This is a genomic window from Streptomyces sp. NPDC002868, assembly GCF_055563295.1.
Genome location: NZ_JBVHDR010000007.1, coordinates 81,457 through 98,024 on the forward strand (window position 1 = coordinate 81,457; position 16,568 = coordinate 98,024).

Sequence of the window (16,568 nt, forward strand, 5' to 3'; positions counted from 1 at the left end):
GCGGGCACGGGGAACGACCCCGGCGCCCACGGGTCGCGTCCGGCACCCCGGCCCGGCATCGACGGTACCTGCCCCTGCCTGCCCCTTCCCTCGCTACATACCGACTGGTTAGTCTGCACAGGTGGTCGGCACGCAGAGAGGCGGAGCTTGATGAGTTCGATGCAGGGCGCTGGAGTGGTGGTCACGGGCGCGGGCGGCGGCATTGGTGCCGCACTGGCCCGCCGGTTCGCGGCGGAGGGCGCCCGCGTCGTGGTCAACGATATCGATCCCACGAGGACCAAGGCGGTCGCCGACGAGATCGGCGCGACCGCGGTGCCAGGCGATGCCTCCGAGATCGTGGCGGCGGCCCGTGACGCACTGGACGGCACCGTCGACGTCTACTGCGCCAATGCGGGCCTCGCCTCGCCCGGTGACGCCTTCGCCGACGAGGACGTCTGGGCCGCAGCCTGGGACGTCAACGTCATGGCGCACGTCCGCGCCGCCCGCACCCTGCTGCCCGACTGGCTGGAGCGCGGCAGCGGCCGTTTCATCTCCACCGTCTCCGCCGCCGGGCTGCTCACCATGGTGGGCGCGGCCCCGTACAGCGTCTCCAAGCACGGCGCGTACGCCTTCGCCGAGTGGCTCTCCCTCACCTACCGCCACCGCGGCCTCAAGGTGCACGCCATCTGCCCGCAGGGCGTGCGTACGGACATGCTCACCGCGGCCGGATCGGCGGGCGAGCTGGTCCTCGGGCCGACCGCGATCGAGCCCAAGGACGTCGCCGACGCGCTCTTCGAGGGCATCGAGGCCGACCGCTTCCTGATCCTGCCGCACCCCGAGGTCGCCGGGTACTACCAGGCCCGCGCCGCCATTCCCGACCGCTGGCTGGCCGGTATGAGCCATATCCAGCAGAAGTGGGAAGGGACGGTCCAGTGACCTCGATCTACGCCGCCAAGCCGTGGCTCTCCCAGCTCACTGACGCCCAGCGGGCCGACATCAACCCGCCGGCGACCGTCGTGCACTCCTTCCGTGCCGCCGTCGACCGGGCCCCCGAGCACACCGCCCTCGCCTACTTCGACGGGCGGCTGAGCTACCGCGAGACCGACGAGCTCTCCGACTCCGTCTCGGGCCATCTCGCCGAGCGAGGCATCCAGCGCGGCGACCGCGTGGCGATCATGCTGCAGAACACCCCGCACTTCGTGATCGCGCTGCTCGGTGCCTGGAAGGCCGGAGCCACCGTCGTACCGCTCAACCCGATGTACAAGTCGGCCGAGGTCGCGCACGTACTGAGCGACGCCGAGGTCACCGCGCTGATCTGCACGGACCGCGCCTGGGAGGGGTATCTGCGGGACAGCGCCGCCGAGGCGTCCGTACACATCGCCCTCACCGCCTGCGAACTGGACCTGCAGAGCCGCGACGACGCCCGCGTCCTCGGCTTCGAGCGGCTCGCGCCGCCGGACGACGCCGACGACCTGGTGACGGTGGCCCGGCGGGGTCTCGCCGCGCCTCAGGATCGTGAACTCACCTCCGCCGACGTGGCGTTGATCAGCTACACCTCCGGCACCAGCGGCACCCCCAAGGGCGCCATGAACCTGCACCGAGGCATCGTCCACAACGCGGAGCGCCAGCGCACCGGCCATCCCGTCCCCGAGGGCGCCTGCTACTTCGCGCTCGCGCCCCTCTTCCACATCACCGGCATGGTCTGCGAGCTCGCCACCTGCATCGCCAACGCCGGCACCCTCGCCCTCGCCTACCGCTTCGACGCGGGCGTCGTCCTCGACGCCTTCGCCGAGCACCGGCCCGCTTACACCGTCGGCCCCTCCACCGCCTTCATGGCGCTCGCCGCGCACCCCTCGGCCACCCGCGAGCACTTCGACTCGTTCCAGGTGATCTCCTCCGGTGGGGCCCCGGTGCCGCCCGCGTTGGTCGAGAAGTTCCGTGCGGGCTTCGGCCCCTACCTCCGCAACGGCTACGGCCTCACCGAGTGCACCGCGCCCTGCGCCGCCGTGCCGCCGGAGAAGGAAGCCCCCGTCGACCCGGCCTCCGGCACCCTCTCCGTCGGCCTGCCGGGACCGGACACGCTGGTGCGGATCGTCGACGAGAAGGGCCAGGACGTGCCCTTCGGCGAGCCCGGCGAGATCGCCGTCAACGGTCCCCAGGTGGTGCCCGGCTACTGGCGGCTGCCCGACGCCACCGCCGAGGCGTTCCCGGACGGCGAGCTGCGCACGGGCGACATCGGCTTCATGGACGCGGACGGCTGGCTCTATGTCGTCGACCGCAAGAAGGACATGATCAACGCGTCCGGCTTCAAGGTCTGGCCGCGCGAGGTCGAGGACGTCCTGTACACCCACCCGGCAGTCCGCGAGGCGGCCGTGGTCGGCATACCCGACGAGTACCGCGGCGAGACGGTCAAGGCGTATGTGAGTCTGCGCCCGGGGGCCGCCGCCGAACCGGCTGAGATCTCGGCGTACTGTGCGGAGCGACTGGCGGCGTACAAATACCCGCGCGAAGTCGAGATCCTGCCGGAGCTGCCGAAGACCACAAGTGGGAAGATCCTCAGGCGGGAACTGCGTTTCCCCGGGTGAATCAAGGAACTGACGAGAGGCGGGTGGCGGCAATGGCCAGGACGACGGACGGGGACGGCACCCCCGTCCCACAGAGGCTGCTGGCCGCCGCCACCCGGCTCTTCGCCGAGCGAGGATATGACCGCACCTCGGTCCAGGAGATCGTCGAGGCGGCCGGCGTCACCAAGGGCGCGCTGTACCACTACTTCGGCTCCAAGGAAGACCTGCTCCAGGAGGTCTACGCGAGGATGCTGCGGCTCCAGCAGGAGCGGCTCGACGCGTTCGCGGACGCCGACGAGCCGGTCGAGCGGCGGCTGCGCGGCGCGGCCGCTGATGTGGTCGTCACGACCATCGACAACCTCGACGACGCCGCGATCTTCTTCCGCTCCATGCACCATCTGAGCCCGGAGAAGCACAAGCAAGTGCGCGCCGAGCGCCGCCGCTACCACGAGCGGTTCCGCGCGCTGGTCGAAGAGGGCCAGCAGAGCGGGGTCTTCTCCTCGGCCACTCCCGCGGACCTGGTGGTGGACTACCACTTCGGGTCGGTCCACCACCTGTCGACCTGGTACCGGCCGGACGGCCCGCTGACCCCGCAACAGGTGGCGGACCACTTGGCGGACATGCTGCTGCGGGCGCTGCGGCCGTAGTTGCCGTTGTGTCCTCAATCGCCCAACGGGCTTGATTTCAAGCCCGTTGGGGGTCCCCCCGGACGAAGTCTGGGGGCGATTGAGGACCGGGGTCCGGGGCGGAGTCCCGGCGAATGCCTAGGCGTACTTCTTCAGCTCGCGCCGCGCCAGCGACCGCTGGTGCACCTCGTCCGGACCGTCGGCCAGCTTCAGCGTCCGTGCCGCCGACCACAGTTCCGCCAGCGGGAAGTCCTGGCTGACACCGCCCGCGCCGTGCACCTGCACCGCCTTGTCGAGGATTTCCACGACCGCACGCGGAGTGGCGATCTTGATCGCCTGGATCTCGGTGTGCGCACCGCGGTTGCCGACCGTGTCCATCAGCCAGGCCGTCTTCAGCACAAGCAGCCGCAGCTGTTCCACCGTGACCCGGGCATCCGCGATCCAGTTCTGTACGACACCCTGCTGGGCGATCGGCTTGCCGAACGCCTCACGGGACACGGCCCGCTTGCACATCAGCTCAATGGCCCGCTCGGCCATACCGATCAGCCGCATGCAGTGGTGGATGCGGCCCGGCCCGAGGCGCGCTTGGGCGATGGCGAAGCCGCCGCCCTCCTCGCCGATGAGGTTCGACGCAGGCACCCGGACGTTGTCGAAGACGACTTCCGCGTGGCCGCCGTGCGAGTGGTCCTCGTAGCCGTACACCTGCATGGCGCGCCGGACCTCCAGGCCCGGGGCGTCGCGGGGCACCAGGATCATCGACTGCTGGCGGCGGACGTCCGCACCGTCCGGGTCGGTCTTGCCCATCACGATGAAGATCTTGCAGTCGGGGTTCATCGCCCCGGAGATGTACCACTTACGGCCGTTGATGACGTAGTCGTCGCCGTCCCGCTCGATCCGCGTCTGGATGTTCGTCGCGTCCGACGAGGCGACCTCCGGCTCGGTCATGGCGAAGGCGGACCGGATCTCGCCGGCGAGCAGCGGCTCCAGCCACTGCTTCTTCTGCTCGTCGGTGGCGAACTGCGTGAGCACCTCCATGTTCCCGGTGTCGGGGGCGGCGCAGTTCAGCGCGGTGGGTGCCAAGTGCGGGCTGCGGCCGGTGATTTCGGCCAGCGGCGCGTACTGGAGATTGGTCAGCCCCGCCCCGTACTCCGCGTCGGGCAGGAAGAGATTCCACAGGCCCTGCTTGCGTGCCTCGGCCTTGAGCTCATTGAAGATCGCCGGGGTGTCCCAGGGCGAGGCAAGCTTCGCGCGCTGCTCGTGCTCGACGGCCTCGGCCGGATAGATGTGCTCGTCCATGAAGGCGAGCAGTTTGGCCCGCAGCTCCTCGGTGCGCGCGTCGAATGCGAAGTCCATGGGTGTACTCAGCCTTCTTGGAGGGTGGTGAGGCCGTGCTCAATGAAGAGGGGCACGAGATCGCCGATCCGGTCGAAGCCGGAGCCGACGGTCTGGCCGAGGGTGTAGCGGTAGTGGATGCCCTCGAGGATCACGGCGAGCTTGAACCAGGCGAAGGCCGTGTACCAGGCGATGGCGGAGGTGTCGCGGCCGGACCGCGCGGCGTACCGCTCGATCAGCTCGGCCGCCTCCGGGTGGCCGGCCGCGCCCGCGGTGGTGCTGACGGGGGAGTCGGGCAGTTCCAGCTCGACGCTGTACATCGCCAGCAGCCCGAGATCGGTCAGCGGATCGCCGAGCGTCGACATCTCCCAGTCGAGGATCGCCTTGATGCGGTCGTCCGGGCCCACCAGGACGTTGTCCAGGCGGTAGTCGCCGTGGATGACGGTGGGAGCGGGGGACGCGGGCAGCTCGCGGCCGAGCGCGGCGTGCAGCTCGTCGATACCGGCAAGTTCGCGGTTGCGGGAGGCGTCCAGCTGCTTGCCCCAGCGGCGCAGCTGCCGGTCGAGGAAGCCCTCGGGCCGGCCGAAGTCGCCGAGACCCACCGACCCGGGGTCCACGGCGTGCAGTTCGACCAGGGTGTCGACCAGGCCGAGGACCGCGTCCCTGGTGCGCTCGGGGCCGAGCTGGGCCAGCTCCTCGGCCGTGCGGTACGGAGTGCCGTCCACGAACTCCATGACGTAGAACGGCGATCCGATCACCGACTCGTCCTCGCAGAGCAGCACCGGCTCGGGCACCGGCACGGCGGTCGGGTACAGCGCGCTGATCACCCGGTGCTCGCGCTTCATGTCGTGCGCGGTGGCCAGTACGTGCCCGAGCGGGGGCCGGCGGACGACCCAGCGGCCGGTGCCGTCGGTGACGGAGTACGTGAGATTGGAGCGGCCGCCCTGGATCAGCCGGACGCTGAGCGGTCCGCTCACCAGGCCCGGCCGCTCGCGGTCGAGATAACCGCGCAGCTGCTCGGGATCGAGGCCTGGCGGCGGGACTGAGCTCATTGGGGCACCTCCGGGGGGCGGGTGGACCGGTCCCGCTCATGATGACCGACCAGTCGGTATGTAGTCCAGTGCGTGGCTGGAACCCAGGCCTGGATCACAGGCGGGACACCACTCGGCCGTGGCAGGCAGGACCCGGCGGGGCGGGACTCAGGCGGGGCAGGCCCCGGCGTGGCAGGACTCAGGCGGGGCAGGGCCCGGCGGGGCGGGGCTCAGGCGTGGCAGGCCACGGGAACCCCGCCATTCATCTCGGCCATGTCGCCGAACACGGCGGCGGCGTCCAGCGGCGAGCCCTCCGGCTTCCCGTCCAGCTCCGCGTACGCCCGGTGCAGATTCGCCACCAGTCGTTCGCTCTCCCGCAGTTCGGCGAAGACCCCGAGGTCCGCCTCGCGCGCCGTCTCCAGCGGAGTGAGTCCCTTGGCGTGCCCCTGCTGGGCCAGCTCCGCGACGTACCGCAGATAACGCTCCGTGGCGTCGTACGCGGACGGGTCGGTGATCGGGCCGTGGCCGGGCACCACCGTCGTCGCGTCCAGCGAGCGCAGCACGTCCAGCGCCCGCAGCGACCCGCTCAGCGAGCCCATCGGGATGAACGGCGTGCCGCCCTGGAAGATCAGGTCCCCGGTGAAGACCACCCGCTGTCCCGGCAGATGTACGACCGTGTCACCGGGGGTGTGCGCCACGCCGCCGGGGTGGATGAGGTGCACCTCGACGTCCGAGACATGGACGGTGAGCCGGTCGTTGTACGTCATGGTGGGGGCGGTGATCGTGATGTCGCCGAAGTCGGTCTGCGGCCACAGGAGATGGAGCTGGTGCCCGGCCGCGAGCACTTCGCTGCGGCAGGAGTCGTGCCCGATCACAATGGCTTCGGGGAATACGCCGTTGCCGTAGGTGTGGTCGCCGTGGTGGTGCGTATTGACGACGGTGCGCGGCAGCGGCAGGCCCGCCCCGAGGATCGCTTCACGCAGCGCCCGCGCGCGCCGCTCGGTGGCGGCGGTGTCCACGAGGAGGGTCGATTCCCCGTCGCTGACGAATCCCGCGTTGTTGAGACACCAGCCGCCGTCCGGCTGGACGTAGGCGTGCACTTCTGGTGTGAGCTGGACGGTGTACGGATCTGTCGCGGACAACTGCGCTCCCCCGAGTCAAGGCCGAACCGGTCAGGAGGAGACTGCCAGTCGGGCCGGCCCGGGGGAAGTTGGACGAGTCGGCCCAGGGGGTCGGCTCAGTGGTCGTCCCAGGGCCCCTCGTACTCGGCGTGCCGATGTCCGTCGTGGGCGTGGTCGACATGGTCGCCGTGTTCCATGGCGGGGTGGCCGCAGTGGGGTCCGTGCTCGTGGGCGTGCCCGCTGTGCGAGACGTGCTCGCCGGGCTCGCACTCGTCCCAGTGGCCGGAGTGCGCCTTGTGGAGGTGGCCGTCGTGCGCGTAGTCGACGTGATCGCCGTGCGCGATCTCGGGATGCCCGCAGGTCGGTCCGTGATTGTGCTCGTGCGTGGGGTGTTCTTGGTGGGGACCTGCCATGATGCTCACCTTTGATGCGATTCACGGCATTTGTCGTTGTCCAGGCTAGCCTTCGACGCCCTGCCCTGTCGTCACACCACCATCGCGACGGCGAACCCGGCCAGCGCGACCGTGCAGGCCACGGCCGTCAGCGCCGTCCGCGCCGACAGCACCTGCGGCCTGGGGCGGGCGCCCAGCGCGTGCACCCGCCGGTGGGCCACCCGCAGAAAGCCCAGCCAGACCAGCGCGCTGAGCGCCACCGCGACGAACCCGGCCGCGCTCAGATCGCCGCCCGCCACCTGCCGGGCCGCGAGCACGGCCGCCACGGTGAATGTCAGCGTGGTCCTGCGCCACGCCAGTCGGGTCCGCTCGGGCTGCAGCCCAGGGTCCCGCTCCGGTACGGCCGTCAACGGCCGCCCTCCCAGCCGAACAGCACGACAACCACCATCGCCACCGCCACGACGGCCACCACGACACTCAGCAGGACCGGGAACCGGGACACGGGCAGATCCTCACCCCGCCGCATGGCGCGCTCGCAGCGCACCCAGTGATTGACGGCCCGCAGCGCGCACAGCACTCCGGCGCCGAGCAGCCCGAGCGCCATCCCCGCCCGCACTCCCCAGGGCAGGTCCGGCAGGAACTGATCGACGGCGAACCCGCCGCCGATGAGCGCGAGCGCCGTACGCAGCCAGGCGAGGAAGGTCCTCTCATTGGCGAGCGAGAACCGGTAGTCGGGGGTCTCGCCCTCCTCACGCACCCGCCGGGGCGCGAACCACAGCCGCAGGCTCTGTCCGAAGTCGCTCACGCGTCGCACCCTACCTGCGGATTTGTCAGCGGCCGCGCTGTGCCCGACTCAACCCGCGCCGTGCGCTCGCAGCCGTTCGTACGCAGCGAGTCCGTCCGGCGTCCACTCCCACTCGGTGAGCCGCCGCTCCAGTTCCTCCGGCGGCAGGAAGCCGTACCAGGCGACCTCCTCGGCCTGCGGGTTCACCGGCAGCTCGCAGCGCACCTCGTAGACAGCCGACCACCAGGTCTGATCGCCGCTCTCGTAGAGGAACTTGAACAGCGGTGCGGGCTGGGGGAGTCCGGAGACCCCCAGCTCCTCCTCGGCCTCGCGCAGCGCCGCCGCGTCGTAGCTCTCGCCCGCGCCGACGACGCCGCCCACGAACATGTCGTACAGCGAAGGAAAGACCAGCTTCGTCGGCGTACGACGATGGACGAAGATCCGGCCCTGCGCGTCCCTGACCAGGATGAACGCGCAGCGGTGGCGCATTCCGCGCGCGTACGCCTCGCCGCGGGGGGCCTGGCCGATCACCTCGTCCTGCTCGTCGACGATGTCCAGGATTTCGTCAGCGGGAGTCATGCTCCAATCCAATCACCGTCGAACGGTTGACGAGTTACTGCCCCGTACAGAAGATCGGTCCCATCGCACTCCGGCCCCCCCGACAAGGATGGAACCCATGGCGTACGACGCTGATGTGATCGTGATCGGGGCGGGTCTCGCGGGCCTGGTGGCCACCGCGGAGCTCGTCGACGCCGGGCGCAAGGTCATCCTGCTCGACCAGGAGCCGGAGCAGTCGATCGGCGGTCAGGCGCACTGGTCCTTCGGCGGACTGTTCTTCGTCGACTCGCCCGAGCAGCGCCGGATGCGGATAAAGGACAGCCGGGCCCTCGCGTTCCAGGACTGGCTCGGCACGGCGGGCTTCGACCGCGACGAGGACCGGTGGCCGCGCCAATGGGCCGAGGCGTACGTCGACTTCGCGTCCGGCGAGAAGCGGTCCTGGCTGCATGCGCAGGGGATGCGGTTCTTCCCGGTCGTCGGCTGGGCCGAGCGCGGCGGATACGACGCCACCGGCCACGGCAACTCCGTACCACGTTTCCACATCACCTGGGGGACGGGCCCCGGCGTCGTCGCCCCGTTCGAACGGCGCGTCCGGGAAGGGGTGGTGCGCGGCCTCGTCCAGCTGAAGTTCCGCCACCGCGTCACCGGCCTGAGCAGCAACGCCGGTGCGCTGGACACAGTGAGCGGCGAGGTCCTTGAGCCATCCGACGCCGAGCGAGGCACAGCGAGCAGCCGCGAGGTCGCCGGAGCCTTCGAGTTCAGGGCCCAGGCGGTGATCGTCACCTCGGGCGGCATCGGCGGCAACCACGATCTCGTACGCGCCCAGTGGCCCGACCGGCTCGGCACCCCGCCCGACAAGATGCTCTCCGGGGTCCCCGCACACGTCGACGGGCTGATGCTCGGCATCGCGGAGCGGGCCGGCGCGAGCCATATCAACCGCGACCGGATGTGGCACTACACCGAAGGCATCGAGAACTGGAACCCGATCTGGGCCCGGCACGGCATCCGGATCCTGCCCGGCCCGTCGTCGCTCTGGCTGGACGCGCGCGGCAAGCGGCTGCCCGTCCCGCTCTTCCCCGGCTTCGACACCCTCGGCACGCTCGAGCACATCATGAAGTCCGGCTACGGCTACACCTGGTTCGTGCTCGACCAGAAGATCATCGGCAAGGAGTTCGCGCTGTCGGGCTCCGAGCAGAACCCCGACCTGACGGGCAAGTCGATCCGCGACGTGATCGGGCGCGCCAGGGCGGAAGTGCCGGGACCGGTGAAGGCGTTCATGGACAACGGCGTGGACTTCGTCGTCGAGAAAGACCTCGCCGCTCTTGTACGGGGCATGAACGCGCTCACCAAGGAGCCGCTGATCGACGAGGCGGAGCTGCGGCGCGAGATCACCGCGCGGGACCGGGAGATCAAGAACCCGTTCACCAAGGACCTCCAGGTCACGGCCATCCGCGGGGCCCGCAAGTATCTGGGCGACAAGCTCATCCGCACGGCCACGCCGCACCGCATCCTCGACCCCAAGGCCGGACCGCTGATCGCCGTACGGCTGAACATCCTCACCCGCAAGTCGCTCGGCGGCCTGGAGACGGACCTCTCATCGCGGGTGCTGTCCGAGGACGGCGAGCCGCTGCCGGGGCTGTACGCGGCGGGCGAGGCGGCGGGGTTCGGCGGCGGGGGTGTGCATGGGTACCGCTCGTTGGAGGGGACGTTCCTGGGGGGCTGCATGTTCTCGGGGCGCGCGGCGGGGCGAGCGGCGGCGAAGGCGGTCGCCTAGCCCGGGCGCAGCGCCTGCGGCGGGCCTGTTCCCGGGAAAAACCACCGGGCACCCTAGAACCGCTCCACCACCCGGAACCTCTCCGCCACCACCACCGTCTCGTCGTCCACCACGAACCCCGGTTCCCCCAGCGCCTCCCGCATCTCATCCCCCTGCCAGAACGCCTCATGCCCCGCGCGCCACTCCGCCACCGACGCATACCCCTCGCCCTCGTCCAGCGCGTGCTGCAGATCGACCTCCCCGAGCCGCAGCACCCGTACCTCCGTCAGCTCGATCACCGCGACCTCCCGCCCGTCCGAGTCGATCAGCGCCGACCGCTCGCCGACCGGCGGCAGCTCCTCCTGCTCGGCCTCGTACTCCGCGAGGAGCCCCGTCGTCGAGACCTTCTGGCCGGACAGCACGGCGGCCACCAACTGGTCGCGCAGCGGCCCGGGGTAGGCGAGCAGATACGGCTTCAGCGGTTCACGGTTCTCCATGGAGCCAGCGTACGAAGTGTGACGGAAGTCTGACGCGCACCCGTTTTCCCTGGCGTCGGGCAGCCCCGAGTGTTCGAATCGAGGGGTGACCACACACCACCCCGACGCCGAGGGCGCCCCCGTCGGTCGCCGCTTGGTGCTCGGCATGCTCGGGCTCGGCGCGGCCGGCGTCGCGGGGGCTCCGTATCTGCAGCGCGGGCTCGAATCCCTCCTCGGCGCGGCCTCTGACAAGGACCCGACCGGGCTGACCGGGCTGCTGCCCAACGGCGGCGGCTTCCGCTACTACTCGGTCGCCTCCTCCGTGCCGCACAAGGACGAGCAGAGCTACCGGCTGACCGTCGACGGGCTGGTGGACCGCCCCGCGACGTACACCCTCGACGCGCTGCGCAAGCTGCCGCAGACCCGCGTCGTACGCGACGTCCAGTGCGTCACCGGCTGGCGCGTCCCCGACACCCCTTTCTCGGGCGTCAAGCTGTCGCTGCTGCTGGACGCCGCCGGCGTACGCCCGCAGGGCAAGGCGATCCGCTTCACCTGCTTCGACGGCACCTACAGCGAAAGCCTCACGCTCCCGCAGGCGCGCCGCGACGATGTGCTGGTCTGTCTGCAGATGCAGGACAAGTCGGTCAGCCACTCGCACGGCGGCCCGGTCCGGCTGTATGTCGCGCCGATGTACTTCTACAAGTCGGCGAAATGGCTCTCCGGGATCACCGTCACCTCCGACGTCCAGCCCGGCTACTGGGAGGAGCGGGGATATGACGTCGACGCCTGGGTCGGCCGGTCCAACGGCCGCAGCGACACCCCCACCGTCTGAACGGCCCGCGCGTGTACGGCGGTTCAGCCGCGCAGAGCGTTGGGTGCACCGCACGACCGCTGCGCTGATGCTGCTGTGTGTGGCGACCGCCGCGGCCCTGTACGTACCGCAGATCGCCGAACTCGTCGGCCGCCGCTATCTGGTGGTCACCGTCCACGAGTGGTCGGGGCTCTTGCTCCCCGTGCCGTTCCTGCTCGGGCTCGGCTCGCGCGCCTTCCGGGCCGATCTGCGCAGGCTGAACCGCTTCGGGCGGCACGACCGGACGTGGCTGCGCGCGGTCGGGCGGCGCGACCACCGGCCCGAGTCCCGTCCCGCGGGCAAGTTCAACGCCGGGCAGAAGGTCTACTCGGCATGGATCGCGGGCGCGGTTCTGGTGATGCTCGCGACCGGGCTGCTGATGTGGTTCACCTCGCTCGCGCCGTTGGTGTGGCGTACGAGCGCGACCTTTGTGCACGACTGGCTGTCGCTCGCCGTCGGCATCGTGCTCTTCGGACACATTGGAATGGCGCTCGCCGACCCGGAGGCACGGAGGGGTATGCGTACCGGGTCGGTCGAGCGCCCGTGGGCGGAGCGGGAGCACCCGCTGTGGCTGAAGGACGAGTAGTTCGGCGAGTAGTTACGTAGCCAAGTGGCTTCGTAGCCCGGTAGCTACAGGACGAGCGACAGCAGCAGGACGAAGCCGATGCCGACGACCGAGATGATGGTCTCCATCACCGACCAGGTCTTGATCGTCTGGCCGACCGTCATCCCGAAGTACTCCTTCACCAGCCAGAACCCGGCGTCGTTGACATGGCTGAAGAAGAGCGAGCCCGCGCCGATCGCCAGCACCAGCAGGGCCGCGTGCGAGGTCGACATGTCGGCCGCGAGCGGCGCGACAAGTCCGGCTGCGGAGATCGTCGCCACGGTCGCCGAGCCGGTCGCGAGGCGGATGGCCACCGCGATCAGCCAGGCCAGCAGCATCGTCGGAATCGCCCAGTCCTTGGAGATGTCCAGGATCATCTGGCCCACGCCGACGTCGATCAGGGTCGTCTTGAAGCCGCCGCCGGCGCCGACGATCAGCAGGATGCCCGCGATCGGGGCGAGCGACTTCTCGACGGTCGAGGAGATCCGGTCCTTGGTGAAGCCGGCCGCGCGGCCCAGCGTGAACATGCCGACGATCACCGCGGCGAGCATTGCGATGAGCGGGGAGCCGATGACGTCGGTGACGCGCTGGATGCCGCTCTCGGGGTCGTCGACGACGATCTCCACGAGCGCCTTGACCAGCATCAGGACGACGGGCAGCAGCACGGTGGCCACGGTCGCGCCGAAGCCGGGACGCCGGTCCAGGTCCTCGGAGCGCCGGGTGGGGATCATCTTCTCGGGCGCCGGGATGTCCACCCAGCGCGCGGCGTACCGCGAGAAGACCGGACCCGCGATGATCACGGTCGGGATGGCGACCAGCACACCCAGCGCCAGCGTGACGCCGAGGTTGGCACCGATGGCGTCGATCGCCACCAGCGGTCCGGGGTGCGGCGGAACCAGCCCGTGCATCACGGAGAGGCCGGCCAGCGCCGGGATGCCGATCCGCATCAGGGAGTAGTTGCCGCGCTTGGCGACGAGCAGCACCACCGGGATCAGCAGCACGATGCCGACCTCGAAGAAGAGCGGAAGCCCGATCACCGAGGCGATCAGCACCATCGCCCAGGGCATCGCGCGCCCGCCGGCCTTGGCGAGGATCGTGTCGACGATCTCGTCCGCGCCGCCCGAGTCGGCGAGCAGTTTGCCGAGGATCGCACCGAGCGCGATCAGCACGCCCACACCGGCGACCGTGGTGCCGAGACCCGTGGTGAAGCTGACGATGGTCTTGTCCAGCGGGGCGCCGGCGAACACGCCGAGCGCCAGTGAGCCGATGGTCAGCGCCAGGAAGGCGTGGACCTTGAACTTGGTTATGAGCAGGACGATGACGGCAATGCCCGCGAGAACGGCTATGCCCGACTGCGCGTTGCCGGCCGAAGTGATCGTTTCGGTGGCGTCCGCTGCCAGCGTCTCGACGCTGAGACTGGTCACGGTGGCTTCCTTGGCTATCGAGCGCTGTCGAGCCGGCGCAGCGCGGCGGCGGCCCGTTCGGTGATTTCTTCGGGGGTGCCGGACACGTCGACGGCGACGCCCGCCTCGTCGTCGCCCAGCGACTGCAGCGTGGCGAACTGCGAGTCCAGCAGCGCGGGGGGCATGAAGTGGCCCTTGCGCTCCGACATCCGCTGCTCGATGAGCGCGCGGTCGCCGGTGAGGTGGAGGAAGACGGCCTCCGGTGCGGCGGCCCGCAGCCGGTCGCGGTAGCTCCGCTTGAGCGCGGAGCTGGAGACCACTCCGCCGAGGCCCGCCCGGCCGTGCGCCCACTGCCCTATGGCGTCGAGCCATGGCCACCGGTCCGCGTCGTCGAGCGGGATTCCGGCGGACATCTTGGCGATGTTCGCCGGGGGATGGAAATCGTCGCCCTCGGCGTACGGGACGCCCAGTGCGGCGGCGAGCAGGGGACCGATCGTGGTCTTGCCGGTGCCTGCCACGCCCATCACCACGACGACGTGGGGGGTGCTCATTACGTACCTCGCTGTCTTCGTCGACATCGGTGTCGACTTCCGGCCGTCGCGCTACTGAAGCCCATTAGGTATGACGTATTCAAGAAGTAGAGATATAAACGTCATACTTTTTGTTCCCGAACCGTGCCCCGTACTCTTGCCCCATGACCACAGAGGGCCAGGGGCTTCATACGCATGTGCTGGACACCCTCGGTCTCGCGATCACCGCGGGCGCGTACCCGCAGGGCAGCGTTCTGCGCACCGACGAGGTGGCACAGCGCTTCGACGTCTCGCGCACCGTCGTCCGCGAAGTGGTCCGTGTCCTCGAGTCGATGCACCTCGTGGAGTCCCGGCGCCGGGTCGGCGTGACCGTGCGCCCCACCGAGGAGTGGAACGTCTACGACCCGCGCGTCATCCGCTGGCGGCTGGCCGGTGCCGACCGCCCGCGCCAGCTGCGCTCCCTCACCGTGCTCCGCTCCGCGATCGAGCCGGTCGCGGCAGGGCTGGCCGCCCGCAATGCCACCCCCGAGCAGTGCGCCGAACTCACCGAGTGCGCCCTGGGGATGGTCGCCACCTCGCGCGGACACCAGCTCGAGGGATATCTGGAGCACGACATCGCCTTCCACCGCGTGGTGCTCAACGCCTCGGGCAATGAGATGTTCGCGCGCCTCGGCGATGTGGTGGCCGAGGTCCTCGCGGGCCGTACGCACCACCAGGTGATGTTCGACGACCCCGATCCGGCGGCCGTGACCCTGCATGTCCAGGTGGCCGAGGCGGTCCGCGAGGGGGACGCCGCACGGGCCGAGGAGATCACCCGCCAGATCGCCGTCGGGGCGCTCGCGGAGCTGGACGTACTGGCGCCCTGAGAATCCGGCGGGCGCGGAACCCTGAGTGGGAGTCCCGGCGTGACCTTGGTTTACTGCGCCGTAACCTCTGAAACACCTCAGATCTATCCCTGCGTGACGTTGGCCACTGCCAAAATCGCAGGGTTGCCCTGATTATGTGCCGTCGGGCCATGCCACGGTGACGACCCCCCTCCGGCTTATGGCCGGGACCGACCACCGTCCCCTCACGAAGGCGAACAGCTCCATGACTGACCGCACCACGACTGCGGCCGACACGCTCGCCGCCGGGGCACCGGCGACGAACTCCCCCCACGTGGACGCCGGCGACGCCGGCTACAGCAAGGACCTCAAGTCCCGCCACATCAACATGATCGCGATCGGCGGGGCGATAGGCACCGGCCTGTTCCTCGGCGCCGGTGGCCGGATGGCGGGCGCGGGCCCCTCCCTCGCCATTGCCTACGCCGTCTGCGGCGTCTTCGCATTCTTCGTCGTGCGTGCGCTCGGCGAGCTGGTCCTCTACCGGCCGTCCTCGGGCGCCTTCGTCTCGTACGCGCGTGAGTTCATGGGCGAGAAGGGCGCCTTCGCGGCCGGCTGGCTCTACTTCCTCAACTGGTCGACCACCGCGATCGCCGACATCACAGCGGCCGCCACGTACGCCCACTTCTGGGCGATGTTCAGCGACATCCCGCAGTGGGTCCTCGCGCTGATCGCGCTCGCGGTCGTCCTGACCGCCAACCTCATCTCGGTGAAGTACTTCGGCGAGATGGAGTTCTGGTTCGCGATCATCAAGGTCGCCGCGCTGGTCGCCTTCATGCTCGTCGGCATCTACCTGGTGGTCACCCAGCACCCGGTCGACGGTCACACCCCCGGCTTCTCCACCATCACTGACAACGGCGGCATCTTCCCGATGGGCATGCTGCCGATGCTGCTGGTGATCCAGGGTGTCGTCTTCGCGTACGCCTCCGTCGAGCTGTGCGGCGTCACGGCGGGCGAGACCCAGAACCCCGAGAAGATCATGCCCAAGGCGATCAACTCGATCATGTGGCGCGTCGGTCTGTTCTACGTCGGCTCCGTGGTGCTGCTCGCGCTGATCCTCCCGTACACGGCGTACTCCGGGGACCAGAGCCCCTTCGTCACCGTCATGGACAAGCTCGGCGTCCCGGGCGCGGCCGGCGTGATGAACCTCGTGGTGCTGACCGCGGCCCTGTCCAGCCTGAACTCCGGGCTGTACTCCACCGGCCGCATCCTGCGCTCCATGGCATTGTCGGGCTCCGCGCCCAAGTTCACCGGCCGGATGAACAAGGGCCAGGTGCCCTACGGCGGCATCCTGCTGACCGCCGGCTTCGGAGTGCTGGGCGTCGGGCTCAACTACCTCATGCCCGGCCAGGCCTTCGAGATCGTGCTGAACTTCGCCTCGATCGGCATCCTCGGCACCTGGGGCATGATCATGCTCTGTTCGCTGCTGTTCTGGCACCGCTCGCAGGACGGCCGGGTCACCCGCCCCTCGTACCGGCTGCCCTGGGCCCCGTACACCCAGATCGTCACGCTGTTCTTCCTCGCCTCCGTGGCCTTCCTGATGTGGTGGGGCGGCGGCGTAGGCCGTACGACCGTGATGTGCCTGCCGCTGATCGCGGCGGCGCTGGTCGGCGGCTGGTTCGTCGTACGCGGCCGGGTGAACGCTCTCGCGGCGGAGCGCCAGGACGCCTGAGTGGGAGGAGTG

Annotated in this window: 18 protein-coding genes; 8 read left to right on the top strand and 10 right to left on the bottom strand. The window is 69.9% G+C overall.

Annotated features, from left to right (window positions below):
• The first annotated feature begins 150 nt into the window (after nucleotides 1-150).
• The 3 genes from ACZ3H8_RS21725 to ACZ3H8_RS21735 are packed head-to-tail and all read left to right on the top strand — an operon-like array spanning nucleotide 151 to nucleotide 3,190.
• Nucleotides 151-915 (top strand): SDR family oxidoreductase, encoded by a 765-nt coding sequence (locus ACZ3H8_RS21725; protein ID WP_467404219.1) that lies wholly within the window; start codon nucleotides 151-153, stop codon nucleotides 913-915.
• Entirely contained in the window at nucleotides 894-2,564 is a 1,671-nt protein-coding gene (locus ACZ3H8_RS21730; protein ID WP_467404222.1) for a class I adenylate-forming enzyme family protein, read from the top strand. Before ACZ3H8_RS21725 ends, ACZ3H8_RS21730 begins: the two co-directional genes overlap by 22 nt.
• Before the next feature lie 32 nt (nucleotides 2,565-2,596).
• A complete protein-coding gene (locus ACZ3H8_RS21735; RefSeq protein WP_307664441.1) occupies nucleotides 2,597-3,190 on the top strand; it encodes a TetR/AcrR family transcriptional regulator in 594 nt (197 codons plus the stop codon).
• Nucleotides 3,191-3,307: 117 nt separating this feature from the next.
• Here the strand turns inward: ACZ3H8_RS21735 and ACZ3H8_RS21740 are convergent, their stop codons facing one another.
• The 7 genes from ACZ3H8_RS21740 to ACZ3H8_RS21770 form a co-directional block, all read right to left on the bottom strand.
• The gene (locus ACZ3H8_RS21740) at nucleotides 3,308-4,522 is read right to left on the bottom strand and encodes an acyl-CoA dehydrogenase family protein (RefSeq protein ID WP_467404224.1); all 1,215 of its coding nucleotides are present in this window, start codon (nucleotides 4,520-4,522) and stop codon (nucleotides 3,308-3,310) included.
• A gap of 8 nt (nucleotides 4,523-4,530) precedes the next feature.
• Entirely contained in the window at nucleotides 4,531-5,553 is a 1,023-nt protein-coding gene (locus tag ACZ3H8_RS21745) for a phosphotransferase family protein (RefSeq protein ID WP_467404227.1), read from the bottom strand.
• Nucleotides 5,554-5,762: 209 nt separating this feature from the next.
• Complete coding sequence (locus ACZ3H8_RS21750; RefSeq protein ID WP_467404229.1) at nucleotides 5,763-6,674, bottom strand: MBL fold metallo-hydrolase; 912 nt, start codon at nucleotides 6,672-6,674, stop codon at nucleotides 5,763-5,765.
• Nucleotides 6,675-6,769: 95 nt separating this feature from the next.
• The gene (locus ACZ3H8_RS21755; RefSeq protein ID WP_467404231.1) at nucleotides 6,770-7,066 is read right to left on the bottom strand and encodes a hypothetical protein; all 297 of its coding nucleotides are present in this window, start codon (nucleotides 7,064-7,066) and stop codon (nucleotides 6,770-6,772) included.
• A gap of 71 nt (nucleotides 7,067-7,137) precedes the next feature.
• Entirely contained in the window at nucleotides 7,138-7,455 is a 318-nt protein-coding gene (locus ACZ3H8_RS21760) for a DUF202 domain-containing protein (RefSeq protein ID WP_467404233.1), read from the bottom strand.
• The gene (locus ACZ3H8_RS21765; RefSeq protein ID WP_307664447.1) at nucleotides 7,452-7,850 is read right to left on the bottom strand and encodes a YidH family protein; all 399 of its coding nucleotides are present in this window, start codon (nucleotides 7,848-7,850) and stop codon (nucleotides 7,452-7,454) included. The genes ACZ3H8_RS21760 and ACZ3H8_RS21765 overlap by 4 nt, the downstream gene beginning before the upstream one ends.
• 48 nt (nucleotides 7,851-7,898) lie before the next feature.
• Nucleotides 7,899-8,408, bottom strand: coding sequence for an NUDIX hydrolase (locus ACZ3H8_RS21770; protein ID WP_467404236.1), 510 nt, complete (start codon nucleotides 8,406-8,408; stop codon nucleotides 7,899-7,901).
• Between the two features lie 97 nt (nucleotides 8,409-8,505).
• Here ACZ3H8_RS21770 and ACZ3H8_RS21775 point away from each other — a divergent pair, with 97 nt between their 5' ends.
• Nucleotides 8,506-10,161, top strand: coding sequence for an FAD-binding dehydrogenase (locus ACZ3H8_RS21775; RefSeq protein WP_467404237.1), 1,656 nt, complete (start codon nucleotides 8,506-8,508; stop codon nucleotides 10,159-10,161).
• Between the two features lie 53 nt (nucleotides 10,162-10,214).
• Here the strand turns inward: ACZ3H8_RS21775 and ACZ3H8_RS21780 are convergent, their stop codons facing one another.
• Entirely contained in the window at nucleotides 10,215-10,637 is a 423-nt protein-coding gene (locus tag ACZ3H8_RS21780; RefSeq protein ID WP_467404240.1) for an ASCH domain-containing protein, read from the bottom strand.
• 145 nt (nucleotides 10,638-10,782) lie between these two features.
• On the opposite strand from ACZ3H8_RS21780, the gene ACZ3H8_RS21785 reads away from it, so the two are divergent.
• Both ACZ3H8_RS21785 and ACZ3H8_RS21790 read left to right on the top strand, forming a co-directional pair.
• Nucleotides 10,783-11,448: a molybdopterin-dependent oxidoreductase gene (locus tag ACZ3H8_RS21785; RefSeq protein ID WP_467404777.1), complete on the top strand. Its 666-nt coding sequence runs from the start codon at nucleotides 10,783-10,785 to the stop codon at nucleotides 11,446-11,448.
• Nucleotides 11,390-12,052 (top strand): cytochrome b/b6 domain-containing protein, encoded by a 663-nt coding sequence (locus ACZ3H8_RS21790; protein ID WP_467404242.1) that lies wholly within the window; start codon nucleotides 11,390-11,392, stop codon nucleotides 12,050-12,052. Before ACZ3H8_RS21785 ends, ACZ3H8_RS21790 begins: the two co-directional genes overlap by 59 nt.
• 44 nt (nucleotides 12,053-12,096) lie before the next feature.
• Here the strand turns inward: ACZ3H8_RS21790 and ACZ3H8_RS21795 are convergent, their stop codons facing one another.
• Together ACZ3H8_RS21795 and ACZ3H8_RS21800 are read right to left on the bottom strand one after the other, a co-directional pair.
• On the bottom strand, nucleotides 12,097-13,494 hold the full coding sequence (locus ACZ3H8_RS21795) for a GntT/GntP/DsdX family permease (protein WP_467404243.1): 1,398 nt from the start codon (nucleotides 13,492-13,494) through the stop codon (nucleotides 12,097-12,099).
• Nucleotides 13,495-13,508: 14 nt separating this feature from the next.
• On the bottom strand, nucleotides 13,509-14,024 hold the full coding sequence (locus ACZ3H8_RS21800) for a gluconokinase (protein ID WP_467404246.1): 516 nt from the start codon (nucleotides 14,022-14,024) through the stop codon (nucleotides 13,509-13,511).
• A 143-nt stretch (nucleotides 14,025-14,167) separates the two neighbouring features.
• Between ACZ3H8_RS21800 and ACZ3H8_RS21805 the strand changes: the two genes are divergently transcribed.
• Nucleotides 14,168-14,869, top strand: a complete 702-nt coding sequence (locus tag ACZ3H8_RS21805; protein WP_307664454.1) for a FadR/GntR family transcriptional regulator — start codon at nucleotides 14,168-14,170, stop codon at nucleotides 14,867-14,869.
• Nucleotides 14,870-15,092: 223 nt separating this feature from the next.
• A complete protein-coding gene (locus ACZ3H8_RS21810) occupies nucleotides 15,093-16,556 on the top strand; it encodes an amino acid permease (protein WP_467404248.1) in 1,464 nt (487 codons plus the stop codon).
• The last annotated feature ends 12 nt before the right edge of the window (nucleotides 16,557-16,568 follow it).